Source organism: Fusibacter bizertensis (assembly GCF_029914245.1).
GTDB classification, from domain to species: domain Bacteria; phylum Bacillota; class Clostridia; order Peptostreptococcales; family Acidaminobacteraceae; genus Fusibacter_C; species Fusibacter_C bizertensis.
Window position 1 is genome coordinate 67,405 of record NZ_JARYZI010000009.1, and the last position, 13,327, is coordinate 80,731.

13 protein-coding genes are annotated in these 13,327 nt (G+C 33.6%); 2 read left to right on the forward strand and 11 right to left on the reverse strand.

The features are described 5' to 3' along the window. Positions 1-59: 59 nt before the first annotated feature. Entirely contained in the window at positions 60-818 is a 759-nt protein-coding gene (locus QE109_RS13055; RefSeq protein WP_281094979.1) for a LytR/AlgR family response regulator transcription factor, read from the reverse strand. 111 nt (positions 819-929) lie between these two features. Next, complete coding sequence (locus QE109_RS13060; RefSeq protein WP_281094980.1) at positions 930-1,835, reverse strand: YihY/virulence factor BrkB family protein; 906 nt, start codon at positions 1,833-1,835, stop codon at positions 930-932. A gap of 195 nt (positions 1,836-2,030) precedes the next feature. On the opposite strand from QE109_RS13060, the gene QE109_RS13065 reads away from it, so the two are divergent. Both QE109_RS13065 and QE109_RS13070 read left to right on the forward strand, forming a co-directional pair. Then, the gene (locus QE109_RS13065) at positions 2,031-2,450 is read left to right on the forward strand and encodes a MarR family winged helix-turn-helix transcriptional regulator (protein ID WP_281094981.1); all 420 of its coding nucleotides are present in this window, start codon (positions 2,031-2,033) and stop codon (positions 2,448-2,450) included. Continuing rightward, positions 2,450-3,214: an EFR1 family ferrodoxin gene (locus QE109_RS13070; RefSeq protein ID WP_281094982.1), complete on the forward strand. Its 765-nt coding sequence runs from the start codon at positions 2,450-2,452 to the stop codon at positions 3,212-3,214. Before QE109_RS13065 ends, QE109_RS13070 begins: the two co-directional genes overlap by 1 nt. An 85-nt stretch (positions 3,215-3,299) precedes the next feature. On the opposite strand, the gene mmsB is transcribed toward QE109_RS13070, so the two are convergent. The 9 genes from mmsB to QE109_RS13115 all read right to left on the reverse strand — a co-directional run bounded on the left by mmsB (position 3,300) and on the right by QE109_RS13115 (position 13,326). Continuing rightward, on the reverse strand, positions 3,300-4,487 hold the full coding sequence (mmsB, locus tag QE109_RS13075) for a multiple monosaccharide ABC transporter permease (RefSeq protein ID WP_281094983.1): 1,188 nt from the start codon (positions 4,485-4,487) through the stop codon (positions 3,300-3,302). Between the two features lie 16 nt (positions 4,488-4,503). After that, the gene (gene mmsA, locus QE109_RS13080; RefSeq protein ID WP_281094984.1) at positions 4,504-6,036 is read right to left on the reverse strand and encodes a multiple monosaccharide ABC transporter ATP-binding protein; all 1,533 of its coding nucleotides are present in this window, start codon (positions 6,034-6,036) and stop codon (positions 4,504-4,506) included. 56 nt (positions 6,037-6,092) lie between these two features. Beyond that, a complete protein-coding gene (gene chvE, locus QE109_RS13085; protein ID WP_281094985.1) occupies positions 6,093-7,157 on the reverse strand; it encodes a multiple monosaccharide ABC transporter substrate-binding protein in 1,065 nt (354 codons plus the stop codon). 179 nt (positions 7,158-7,336) lie between these two features. After that, positions 7,337-8,389: a D-xylose ABC transporter substrate-binding protein gene (locus QE109_RS13090; protein WP_281094987.1), complete on the reverse strand. Its 1,053-nt coding sequence runs from the start codon at positions 8,387-8,389 to the stop codon at positions 7,337-7,339. Positions 8,390-8,408: 19 nt separating this feature from the next. After that, positions 8,409-9,224: a helix-turn-helix domain-containing protein gene (locus tag QE109_RS13095; RefSeq protein ID WP_281094988.1), complete on the reverse strand. Its 816-nt coding sequence runs from the start codon at positions 9,222-9,224 to the stop codon at positions 8,409-8,411. After that, a complete protein-coding gene (locus tag QE109_RS13100; protein WP_281094989.1) occupies positions 9,176-9,988 on the reverse strand; it encodes a response regulator in 813 nt (270 codons plus the stop codon). The genes QE109_RS13095 and QE109_RS13100 overlap by 49 nt, the downstream gene beginning before the upstream one ends. Position 9,989: 1 nt before the next feature. Continuing rightward, positions 9,990-11,474 (reverse strand): sensor histidine kinase, encoded by a 1,485-nt coding sequence (locus QE109_RS13105; RefSeq protein WP_281094990.1) that lies wholly within the window; start codon positions 11,472-11,474, stop codon positions 9,990-9,992. Continuing rightward, positions 11,471-12,487: a sugar ABC transporter substrate-binding protein gene (locus tag QE109_RS13110; RefSeq protein ID WP_281094991.1), complete on the reverse strand. Its 1,017-nt coding sequence runs from the start codon at positions 12,485-12,487 to the stop codon at positions 11,471-11,473. The genes QE109_RS13105 and QE109_RS13110 overlap by 4 nt, the downstream gene beginning before the upstream one ends. A 179-nt stretch (positions 12,488-12,666) precedes the next feature. Next, positions 12,667-13,326, reverse strand: coding sequence for a nitroreductase family protein (locus QE109_RS13115; RefSeq protein WP_281094992.1), 660 nt, complete (start codon positions 13,324-13,326; stop codon positions 12,667-12,669). Position 13,327: the final 1 nt, after the last annotated feature.

The window sequence follows — 13,327 nt, forward strand, 5'->3', positions numbered from 1 at the left end:
AAACTCATATTTAGTCTACCATAACTGTTACTGAAATTATGTTTTTGGGGAGATTTACATTATTTCTGGGGAAATTGCATGACTTTTAAATCATCTTCATTCATTTGAAAGCTCATAAATTGCTCTTTAAGTTTTGGATAAATGCGATATGGGTAATTGATAGATTCTCCTGAATCAAAAATTATGGTGTCTTTTGTAATTTGACGGACATATTTTAGATTCACATTTATAGATGCACCACATTTTATAAAATACTTATTTTGTGATAGTAGTTCATACAGTTCGGAAGCAGTCATACGTACTTCTAACTTTTCACCTTGAATCGTGTGTATAATCTGATAATTATTTTTCCCAGTTTCAGTAAATATCACGTTGCGAGGAGCGAGTCTAAAGATACCCTTTGAAGTTTTCATAGTAATAATCTGTCTATTGTTTATATTAAGCCTACTAAAAAGTTTGTCCAAATTAGTTTTTAAAGTAGTTTCGTTAAATGGTTTAAGAATATATTGTACTGCATCCAACTCAAATGCTTCAATCGCATGATCACGTGAAGAAGTAAGAAATATTATTTCACATTTATCACCCAGGCTACGCAATTCACGGGCAGCATCAGTTCCAAGCATACCAGTCATATAGATATCAAGTAACACTAAATCAAACCCACCATTCTCTGATACATATGTTAAAAGTTCCAATGGGCTGGAAAATGCAAATAATTTTATATTATACTCTGGATAACTTTCACTATAATCATTGAGCATTCCATATGCATATTCAACTTCTTTTACTTCATCATCACAGATTGCAATTTTAAACATAATAAGGCTCCTTTAACTACTGATATGTCTAAATATTGTTTACTGCAACTAGTGTAGCATATCAAAATTAAGGTTTCAAATAAAGTTTAAATGGTTCATATTAACGTAATTCTAATCACTTTTTCTTCTATCTACGCATGGTTTTGCTATCTCAGCATTGATCTCTCCACCAATGATGAGTATTGTACTACTCAGATTTAACCAAAGCAATAATATAATGATACTACCAATTCCACCATAGACTTTTGAAAAGTTTCCAAAACGACTTACATAAAAAGAGAATAGTGCTGAGATGGTGATCCATCCTATTGTTGAAAACAGCGCTCCTGCTATTACTTGTTTAAACTTGATATGTCGATTAGGTGCTAGTTTAAAAAGGAAAGTAAAATATAAAGTCATACTTGATAAAGGAATAAGAAATCTTAGCATTTCCCATAAACCCAAATAATCTGTTAGTCCTAAATTATCTGAAATAAATGTTCCTATTTGCTCCCCCAAAACTAAGAACAAAAAAGATGCAATGATAATGATGGGAATGCCTAAAGTCGCCAAAACACCAACGCCTTTTACTATAAAAAACGATCTTTCTTCCTCTACATCGTAAGCTTTGTTAAGTCCTTTTATGATTGCATTTGCGCCCTTAGAAGCACTCCATAAGGTTGTTATCATACCGATAGATAAAAGCGTTACACCACTACTGGCAATCACTTCATTTACAATATTAAAAACTAAACTACTTGACTCTGCTGGCATAATCTTACTAATTGTATCCATCATTTTTGTCTGATCAATATCAAAGTACATCAGTAAGTTTAGTAAAAAAATCATAAAGGGAAAAAGCGCCAACAGAAGATAGTATGTGATTTGAGCACTTATATCACCTACATGATCATCTTTGATTCGTTTTACAATTCCCTTAATAAATTTTAGAGTTTTATGCTTTTCAGATAATCTATTCATTTCTATTTTTACTTTATCTATTTTTCCACTTATTAGTTTGAGTCTTCTTTTTATCATTTAGGTCTATCACCTTTCTTGATATTTATATGATTGTAATATTTATTATCTACCCATCAGTTCATATCAATAAACGCCTTAGAAACAACTAAACTGCAGCCTATTGTTGTGCACACAACTTTTGTGTGTTATAATTTCAATATCGAGTTGTGCACACAACAATAGTTTGTTTACTTATATCTTTGGAGGTTAATAATGAACAAAACTGATCAATTAGGTGATTTGCTTTTTAATATTAATAAAGAGATCAAAACAAAAATTGAACGAGATCTCAAACCCTATGGAATTGGTATGGGGCAACTTCAAATTCTCATGCTTTTTTATGCAAATCCGCATAAAACATTTTCACAAAATGAAATTTCAACTACATTAAATGTTGATAAAGGAAATATCAGCAGAAGTGTGGTAAAACTAGTTGAACACGATTATATAATGCGTCATTCTGAAAGTTTGCGTGAATATCAACTTGCTAAAAAGGGGATTGAATTTAAGTCAGAATTAATGTCAAAGTTTATAAAATTAAATAACATAATGACCCTGGATCTTGATTCAAAAGAACTAAACCAAGTTATACTTACTTTAAAAAAAATAGCGTTGAATTTGGAGGAAAAATAATGAAAGTTTCAATTATTTATTTTAGTGGGACAGGAAATACGAAAGCTATTGCAATTGGTTATAAAGAGGCACTTGAAAAAAACGGACACACTGTATCCCTTCAGAGTATTGAAGAATATAAAACAAATGAAGCGCATGATTTGCTTATCATAGGTGGTCCAATCTATGCTGGCAATATGCCCGATGATCTCCTCAATTGGGTAAGAAAGAATATCCCTCATGTCAGCAATAAGAAAGCTATCGTTTACTCAACATCTGCTGGACTTTTAAATGCAAATGGCATTAAGTCTATTGGTAAAAAGCTAATGAAAAGAGGATATAAGGTCATTGATACCCTTACTTTCGAAATGCCTAGGAATTTTTATGTTGATAAATATGATCCTACACCAGAGAAAATCCAAAAAAAACAGTTTGAAACTGCTAGTCAAATGATTATAGAATCTGTTGATAGTCTCTCTTCAAATAGTTCTTTTACAATAGAAAGTGCAATTAAGTTTAAAGACTCAGTTTTAATGATAGACCTATTAGCTGATGTTTTCCGTATCATGGCTAAATCAATGGGAAAAAATTTTGCGATTGAGGCTTCTTGTATTGGCTGTGGAAAATGTGAGCAAAATTGTCCTAAAACTAATATTAATTTCAAAGAGAAGGCTTTTAGTAATAAGTGCATGCTCTGCACAAGATGTATCCATAACTGTCCAGTGAATGCGATTAGCTATAAGGGCAAAAAAATCGAACAATACAAAGTTCAATATTCCTTATAAGAAAAAATGACTAAAACGGATTCTAGTTCCAATCGTTTTAGTCATTTCATCTTAGGGGATTAAATATATCAGCAATTTATGCATATTATGAAGCTGTTTTTATTTTAACTTTTGATTTTGAATAAACATCAAAAGCTACGGCAAGTAACAATACAAGCCCTTTAACAATTTGTTGCCAAAAAACACTAATACCCATAATGGACATCCCATTGTTTAAGATTCCCATAATAAAGCCACCAATAATTGCTCCCATAACAGTACCAACACCACCAGTTGCTGAAGCACCGCCTATAAAACACGCTGCAATTGCATCGAGTTCAAACCCATCACCTGCTGTAGGTGATGCAGAATTAAGACGTCCAGCAAAAACAATACCTGCAACTGCAGCAAGTAGTCCCATATTCGCATATACCCAAAATAGAATTTTTTTAGTTTTTATACCTGATAGTTCAGCTGCTTTACGATTACCACCCATCGCGTAGATATGTCGTCCAACAACAGTCTTTTGAGTTAAAAATGCATAAAACAAGATTAATGCTGCTAAAATAACGAGTATAATTGGAAGGCCATTTGCAAGTGAAAGCCAATAACTAAAGAGCATAATGACAAATGATATAATGAAAAGTCTTGTATAATATGCGGTCTTTGATTCCACTTCAAACCCAAATTTCATTTTTTCGGATCTAGATATTCGACTGAGCAATAGAAATCCCAAAACAGAAAGTGCTCCAATCAAGATTGTAGTTAGATGTGAGGTACCTCCTACCACATCTGGAATAACCCCTGATGAAATCTTTGTATAAAGCTCTGGTAGTAACACTGTTTTACCATTTAATATAATATTGTTGATCCCTCTAAACAAAAGCATACCAGCTAACGTTACAATAAAGGGTGGAATCTTCACATAAGCAATCCAAAAACCTTGCCACATACCAGCAAGTAGTCCCGATAAAAGTCCAAGTATGATTGAAACCCATACAGGAAGGCCAAAAGTAACACTGAAAAGAGCTGATAAAGCACTTACAAATGCTACTATGGAACCGACAGATAAGTCTATATTACCACCTGTTAGAATACAGAGTAACATACCAATTGAAAGTATTAAGACATAACTGTTTTGATAAATAAGTCGTGAGACATTTATCGGCTTAAGTAGAATACCTTCTGTCAAAATTTGAAACATGATCATTATGAAAACCAAAGCTATAAGCATGGAATACTGTTTCATATTATTTTTAAAGCCATTCTTAAATGCATTTTTTAATCGTTCCATCGTATCCTCCCAACCCTTAATGCATAGACTGTAAAATACAAGTCATGATACTTTCCTGACTTGCGTCTTTACGGTCCATCTCTCCCACAATCTTGCCTTCATTCATGACATATACCCTATCACAAATACCCAAAATTTCTGGAAGTTCTGACGAAATAACTATAATTGACTTGCCTTCATTCGCCATTTGTTGAATAATGGTATAAATTTCGTATTTTGCTCCAACATCAATCCCCCTTGTTGGTTCATCTAAAATCAGAACATCAGGTTCGGTAAATATCCATTTGCTTAAAACAACCTTTTGTTGATTACCACCCGATAAGTTGCCTGTTTTTTGATGGATGCTTGAAGACTTAATATTTAGTTTACCTCTATAAGATTCAGATATTGTTTTTTCTTGATTCTCGTTGACGACAAATCTTCTACTTATATTTTTGAGATTAGAAAGAGTAATGTTGTGTTTAATATCATCTATAAGAATCAACCCCGCTTGCTTTCTATCTTCCGTCACATAAGCAAGGCCTGAGTCAATTGCCTGCTGAACATTTTTAAATTCAACTTTTTGACCTAACTTAATGATTTCACCTGATATTTTCTTGTCATATGCCCTTCCAAATAAGCTCATTGCAAGTTCAGTTCTACCAGATCCCATCAATCCAGCAATTCCAAGTATTTCTCCTTTTTTAACGTTAAATGAAATATCATCTAATTTTTTGCGGGACTCATCCATAGGATCATAAACAGTCCAGTTATTAACTTCAAATGTCACTTCTCCAATTTGCGCATCCCTTTTTGGAAAACGATCCACTAAATCCCTACCAACCATCCCCTTGATGATTCGATCTTCTGTAATTACTTGATTTTCTTTATTAAGTGTTTCTATACAAGCACCATCTCGAATAACCGTGATCTGATTTGATATCTTTGTAATTTCATTTAGTTTATGCGATATAATGATACAAGTAATATTCTTTTCTTTATTAATTTTCATCAATAAATTCAGTAAATGTTCAGAATCTTCGTCGTTAAGTGCAGCAGTTGGTTCATCTAGTATTAACAGTTTTACATCTTTTGATAAAGCTTTTGCAATTTCAACTAACTGTTGTTTACCAACACCAATATCTTTAACAAGTGTCGTATGACTTTCTTTAAGCCCTACTAATTTTATAAGCTCTTTAGCTTTATTATGCGTTAAATTCCAATCAATTATGCCCTTCTTTGCTTGTTCGTTTCCCAAAAATATATTCTCAGAAATACTCATATATGGGCTTAGTGCAAGCTCCTGATGAATAATGACTATTCCCTTATGCTCACTCTCTTTTATATCTCTAAAAGCACACAGTTCACCTTCAAAATATATCTCGCCTTCATAGTCACCATAAGGATAAATACCACTTAAAACGCTCATCAAAGTTGATTTCCCTGCGCCATTTTCTCCAACCAGTGCATGAATCTCGCCTTTTTCTACTTGTAAATTTACTTTATCTAGCGCTTTAACTCCTGGAAACAACTTTGTAATATCCCTCATTTCCAATATTAATTCTGACATAACACACCTCTAACAAAAGTCATGCTGTGACTTTAAGGCCACAGCATGCATTCACCTTACTTAAGTTGATCTTCTGTATAGTAACCTGAGTCAATAAGTAATGCTTTATAGTTATTTACATCCGCAAATACTGGCTCACAAAGATAAGAAGGAACAACTTTTACACCATTATCATATGTTTCAGTATCATTTACTGGTGGTTCTGTACCTTTCATAAGCGCTTCAACCATTTCAACAACTTTAGTTGCAAGTGTTCTTGTATCCTTAAACACTGACATTGATTGCTCACCAGCGATTAACATCTTAACGTTAGTTGTATCACAATCTTGTCCTGTCAAAATTGGGAATGGAAGATCTGCTGATCCATAACCAGCTGCTTTTAATGAAGCAACAATACCTTGTGCTAAGCTATCATTTGGAGAAAGTACTACATCAACTGGTTCATCAGCATAGAAAGCAGTTAATAAGTTATCCATTCTCGCTTGAGCGCCTTCAGATTTCCAGCCTTGAATTGCAATTTGAGACATATCAGTTTGACCAGATTTTATGACAAGTGCGCCACTTTCAATATATGGTTTTAATGTATCCATTGCACCACCATTGAAGAAGTATGCGTTGTTATCATCTGGTGAACCACCAAATACTTCCATTGTAAAAGGCCCTTGTTCTCCCTTATCTAGACCAAGTGTTTGCATGATATAATTACCTTGTAAAACACCAACTAAATAATTGTCAAATGTTGCATAATAGTCAACATACTCACTACCTCTGATAAGACGATCATACGCGATAACTTTGATACCAGCTTTTCCAGCTTCATCAAGTACGCCTTTAAGTGCTTCACCATCTATCGACGCAACCACTAGTACTTTACATCCTTTAGTAATCATATTTTCTAAGTCTTTTACTTGTTGATCTACTGAGTCTTCAGCATACAAAAGTTCGACTTTGTAGCCTTTCTTTTCTAGTTCAGTTTTCATGTTAGCGCCATCTTGATTCCAACGTTGTAAAGATTTCGTTGGCATAGAAACACCAATTAAATTTGACTCTTCTTTTGCACATCCAGCAAATAGTGTTGCCATCACTACTATTAGCAACAACAAAATACCCAATTTTTTCATAACACCCTCCCAAATTCTTATTTTCAAATGCATCTAAATTGTATCTTTTTAGTAACAATTATAGAATGGAGCAAATTACAAAAAACTAGACATATTTAAATTATTTTAATAAGCATTAAAAAAACACTAGACACATTTCAATGTTAAAAATGTCTAGTGTATATATATTTACTACTATATTAAGGCTTTGGCCATTCCTTAGTCGGAATGTTTCTATAGACTTCATCCATTGTGTGAAACCCATCATCTATAATCACAGATACCATATTGGATGCATCTACAAGTGTTGGTTGAAACATAATAAATGGAACGTTAAATTCTCCATCATAGATAGACTGATCACTGATTATTGCTTTACCGTTTGCTATATCAACTGCTACTTCAGCTGCTTTTTGAGCGAGTTTCTTGATGGGTTTATAAACAGTGATGGTTTGCGTCCCTTCCACTATTCGCTGGCATGCGGATAAATTAGCATCGTGACCTGAAACAAAAACACTACCCGCTAATTGGCGCTCTAGTAAAGCTCTTATTGCACCTTCTGCTAAATCGTCATTTGCACCTATGATTGCATCTATATGCTCACCTGAATCGATTAAGGTACTTACGGTATCATAAGCTACTACCTCTCGCCAATCATCTGCCCAAACATTTGCGATTATATCAATTTGACCCGCATCAATATTTGCTTGCAATATTGACATATATCCCTTGTTAAACATATAGGCATTGTTATCTTTTGGAGAACCATTAATAATTATGTACTTTCCAGTTGGTGCTTTCTCCAAAATAGCTTCTCCCATAAGCTCGCCGACTTTTACGTTGTCAAAAGACATATATAAATCAACGTCCCCTTTTTCGACTAAACGATCATAAGCAATAATCTTTATACCTTCTCTTTTGGCTTGTCTCAGAATAGGCGCTATCGCCTCGCGGTCATAAGGTATAATTACGATTACATCTACCTTGGCTTCAATTAATTCTTTTACTTGTTGAACTTGTAAGTGTGAGTCTTCATTTGCATTTTTTAATATAACTTCCGCACCTAAAGCCTTTGCTTTGGAGATAAAAATGTCTCTATCTTTTTGCCATCTTTCTATAACAAGTGAATCCACCATTAGGCCAATTTTTATTTTATCATCTTCTATCACTTTTTTTGAATCATTTAATAGATAAAGCATACCTATAATCAAACACAATATGCCTATGATACTGAACGTGAGAATTTTCTTCATAAGTACCTCCGCATTCTAGTTATAGCTTATCTGTTCTGTATTGACTAATAAAAGTTTTAGGCATAAAACCGGTTTGTTTTCTAAAAAGTCTACTAAAATAATTGGGATCACTATAGCCTACTTTATAACAGATTTCCTTAATTGAAAATTCAGATTCTATCATAAGCTGTTGTGCATATTCAACTCTTAAGTGGGTTAAGAATTCAACAAAAGTGTATCCAGTTTCTTCTTTGAAAAGCTTACTCAAATACTGCGGACTGATATTTTGTGTCCTTGCAACACCTTCAAGTGTCAATTCATCAGTATAATTTGATTTTAACAACGTCTTTGTACGTTCAACCAATGCACTACATTTCTGTTCTTTTTTTTCTTGAATTCGAATTGAGATGTACTTCATACGTGATAAAATCCACTGGTAAAGTTCACTATTACTTTTCATTTTACTCATTTCATCCAAGTACGTTGAATAATCAAGCAACTCATTTTCTTCAATTCCCTCTTCATGCGCAATTCTAAACATTAAAACTACAAGCTCAAAAATACTATCCTTTTGATGACCAACGTACTCAAATAGGGCATCAAAATATTTGTTTGCTTTTTCTAAACGCCCTCTCGAAAGGTTGTCCATCATTTGATTTTGTAATTTTAGTCTTTGCCTTGAGAATTCATGATCAGCATACAGGTCTGCTATATGAAAAATTTCGTCGCCAACGGTTTTGCATACTGCTTTATTTGCTTGACCATAAGCATAGTATAGTTCTGACAAACCAACAGTACTACTTATACCTATAGAGCACTTGAGAGATAGGGCTTCTTGAAGCTTTCCCTGTAACATTCTGCCAATGCCATTGATTCAACACGACCATCATAATCGTTATCCATTTGCTTACAAGGAATAAAAATTACCATTTTATTAATCATAAGTGGTCCTACGATTGCATTACATTTGTATTTAATAATTTCCCTTATTTGATCTGCTTTTTCATGAAGGTTTGAGTGTGTGTTCAATACATCTATTTGATGATCATCATCATGCATATGAAATTGAAAAACCATTAAATAGCCTTGCTCACAATTTACATTTAGCAATTTAATGACTTTTTTCATCTCATTCAAGGCTTCACTGTTGGTGAGAATCGAGTAAATGAACCCAGTTTCTAAAAATGGCATCATATTATAAAGACGTTCCATCGTTTCTAAATCACGTGCTTTTTGTTCACGGATACCATCTAACTCACCAATCACCTGATCTAGAATCTGGTTAAGTTTAGCCCTGTTGATTGGTTTTAATATATATTCTTTCACACCCAATTGAACAGCTTGTTTAGCAAACTCAAACTGTTCATAAGCTGAAATAATAACGAACTTAATATCATGGTACATATGTTTGATTTCTCTTATGGCTTCAATCCCATTGATACCAGGCATTCTAATATCCATAAAAATAATATCAGGTGTCAATTTTTCAGCTTGTTCAATTGCTTCTCTACCATTACTAGCTGTACCACAAACCAATAAATTATCTTCTCTTTTGGAGATGATATATTTTATAGCATCACAAACGATTTGTTCATCATCAACGATCAATACTTTGTACACTTTAATCCCCCTTCACTTGATTCCATGGAATGGTTATGGTTATTTCAGTTCCAACTTCCAAAGTACTTTTTATGTCCATGCAAATTTCATTGCCATATGCTAATTTGAGCCGTTGTAGTACATTTCCTGCTCCTATACCGGAAGAATGACTTTTTTTAGGAATAGCTTGTTCATTATTTTCATTTAAAATGCGCTGCATTTGTATGTCAGTCATCCCAATTCCGTTATCTCTCACTAAGAAATATAACCATTCTTTTTCATGCCATACTTCTACGAAGACTTCTCCCCCATCTTCTTTCTTGCCAATTCCATGGATAAATGCATTTTCAACAAGTGGCTGTAAAATTAATGGCATGATCGCTACTGGTAAGACCTCGCTCGAAACTTTTAAATCAAATTTTAATTTGTCACCAAATCTGACTTTCATCATTTCTGAATAAGCCTTAATATTATTGAGCTCTTCTTCAATCGTAACCGTTTTATCTAAAGGCTTGATATTGTATCTGAAAATCGCAGACATATTCTCTAAAAATTCTAGTGTGAGGTCAGCTTCCTCCATCATGGCAAGTTGGACGCCAGCATTCAAAGAATTAAATAAAAAATGTGGGTTAATTTGTGATTGTAAAGAACGTAGTTCCGCTTTATTTAGCAAAGTTTGCATCTTTACAGTTTGAAGCTCTTTTTCAAAGAGTTGCGCTTCCACTTCATTTGTCTTTTTAAGTTCTTGGATCAAGTTTCTAATACTGATCCTCATTTTATTAAAAGCTTTTGCCATCATCTGGATTTCATCTTCATCGCTAACGATTACTTCTTCACCTTCGAAATGACCACTAGCGATTTCATTTGCAGAATGTGCAAGTTTTATAATCGGTGTAGTCATCCTATACGTCACATGAAGCACTAACATAATCGTCAAGATGATGAGATCGATGATCATGACCATATTACTGATTTGAACTTTTTGACTATTGTAATCTAAGCTTTTGTATAGAACAACATTGTCTTCAAGTTGAATAAGTTTTAAATTTTGAATCAATCCTCTGATATTTTTAAGGATATCTTCAGCCAATTGATACATATCTCTACAGCCTTCAGCATCTCTTCCACGTTTAGCTACAACAGCGTCAGCTGAATACTGATTATACCTCAAAACAAGGTTATGGACATTTTCTACAGAAAGCATCCCTTTTTCACTACCATAATACCTCAATAACGCTTCTGTACTTGATGCAAGATTTTCACTATTTTCAATATAAGTGTTAAGTGCATCAGATGACTTGGTCTGTATATATTGCGTCAATGAACTATGCGTAATTTCAAGCTTATTCTCTATTTCACTTAAAGTAATGGATGTATTAAACATATCTTTGATTTCATCTAGGAGCATTTTGGAGTTATAAGAAACATATAAACTAATAAGCCCTATCATCAAGGTCATCGTTATAAAGTAAAACATCATTTTTTTTCGTAAACTGTTTAATTTCACGGTTTACCTCCAATCAAGTCACGATAGAGGTCAATATTTTCTTTAGTTATAATATCAAGAGGAATTTCCACATAAGTTTCAGCCTCTGGTAAGTTTATCAATGTTAACACAGCTTCCGACCCCATATTAATGGGATTTCGGTATATGGTACCATATACGACACCTTTATCAATATATTCTGCAATTTCTTTAGTAAACCCTGTACCAATTATCGTTGTTTTGCCTACGCGATTTAAATCGACGACTGCCTGAGCTACACCAATGGTATCTGTTTCGTTTGTACATACTACAGCTGTAATCCCTTGGTCATCAATAAATAATTCTGATATAAGTCCTTCAGCACTTAACATCACTGGGAGAGACATTTTCATCATCACTTTTCCGGGATCGATATAGCCTTCTAGTCCGTCTAAAAACCCCAAGGTATTCATTTTACTCGCAGGATTTTCACTTGTTAAACTCGCACTTTGTGAAATAAAAACAACATTCCCTTCGGTCGCTTTTGAAGCTACTGTGAGTTTTGCAATTTCATTACCCATTTCAAAAGGGTTTATCCCAACAAATGCGTCTCTTTCAGCTATTGCAAGGTCTGTATATAAAAGAACTAGCGGTATTTTTGCTTGTGTGACAGATTTCAGTGCTATTAAGAAAGAGGTATCGTTAATCCCTTGAGTGATTATCCCATCAATCCCTGCTTGTACAAGAAGTTCAATAATACTTGTCGCCTGTGCAATATCATTAACTTCATAAAATTCAATAGCAATCTCGTTTTTATTTGCAATTGTCAGTATTCCCTCTTTGAGATCAGAAATGAAGTGAGTCTCATTTCCAATAAAAAGGACTGCATAGTGTCCATTATCTAATATATTTTGATTATTAGAATTCTTTGAATTACCTATTTGAGCAGAAAAATAGATGGATAGAATGAAAGCAATACCTAAAATAATGCTAGTCAATATGATCATCCAATTGATGATTTTTATTTTAAGGGCTTGCTTTTTTTGAGATTCCAACCCATTCCTCCCAAATCGTTATATGTATATCTATATTATATCTTAAATATTGCAATCTACAATTAGCACAATCTTCAGATTAAAATAGTCTATCTTTTCAAATTGATATCACTGTGAAGCATTCTAAACTTAAAAAATCCCTAATTATAGGGATTTTTATGTTCAATCGATTTATGCAGTTACTGCCACTGAAAATTATCTATCCCTGCACCTATTTCAAAATGATATTTTACTATACCTAGATCCATTTTCGCGTAAAAGGCAGTTAATGGTTTTGCAATTACCTTATTGCCACTTTGAATAAGCATGAATTTTTGTTGATTCATAGCTGTAGGTGCAAGCATAGCAGCTTCCATACCTCTTCTAAACCATTCCTGCATTTCACTTTCTACTTTACATAGCTGCATCATATCCTTTGATTTTCGTGGAACACCATCTGTTTTACCATAACCAAGTGCAATTACAATTCTAAGTTTCTCACCTTTTTTAAGTTTTACTGGAGCCTGTGACTTTTTATAGGTCATAGCTACCCAGCATGTATTAAGCCCTAGTTGTTGAGCGCTTAACACAAGCTTTTCACCATAATACCCATAGTTTTCATCGGTGATATTATTTCCAATTAGTGCAATATAATTTTTGCAATTTTCAAACTTTCCATAACGCGCCATCATGCTATCAAAGGCCTTTGGTTCATCTAAACAAAGTTGAATATTTAGTCCACTCTCCTTATTACAGGCATCAACTGCATTTTGAAGTGCTAATTTTACGTCGCCTTCAATTTTTTGATCCGTATAACTACGCACAGAATGACGTGCTTTGACAGCTTCTATTAATTCCATA

Excerpts from the sequence above, each read along its gene's own strand:
- QE109_RS13055 (WP_281094979.1), bottom strand. The coding sequence starts at position 818 with ATGTTTAAAATTGCAATCTGTGATGATGAAGTAAAAGAAGTTGAATAT.
- QE109_RS13060 (WP_281094980.1), bottom strand. The coding sequence starts at position 1,835 with ATGATAAAAAGAAGACTCAAACTAATAAGTGGAAAAATAGATAAAGTA.
- QE109_RS13065 (WP_281094981.1), top strand. The coding sequence starts at position 2,031 with ATGAACAAAACTGATCAATTAGGTGATTTGCTTTTTAATATTAATAAA.
- QE109_RS13070 (WP_281094982.1), top strand. The coding sequence starts at position 2,450 with ATGAAAGTTTCAATTATTTATTTTAGTGGGACAGGAAATACGAAAGCT.
- mmsB (WP_281094983.1), bottom strand. The coding sequence starts at position 4,487 with ATGGAACGATTAAAAAATGCATTTAAGAATGGCTTTAAAAATAATATG.
- mmsA (WP_281094984.1), bottom strand. The coding sequence starts at position 6,036 with ATGTCAGAATTAATATTGGAAATGAGGGATATTACAAAGTTGTTTCCA.
- chvE (WP_281094985.1), bottom strand. The coding sequence starts at position 7,157 with ATGAAAAAATTGGGTATTTTGTTGTTGCTAATAGTAGTGATGGCAACA.
- QE109_RS13090 (WP_281094987.1), bottom strand. The coding sequence starts at position 8,389 with ATGAAGAAAATTCTCACGTTCAGTATCATAGGCATATTGTGTTTGATT.
- QE109_RS13095 (WP_281094988.1), bottom strand. The coding sequence starts at position 9,224 with ATGTTACAGGGAAAGCTTCAAGAAGCCCTATCTCTCAAGTGCTCTATA.
- QE109_RS13115 (WP_281094992.1), bottom strand. The coding sequence starts at position 13,326 with ATGGAATTAATAGAAGCTGTCAAAGCACGTCATTCTGTGCGTAGTTAT.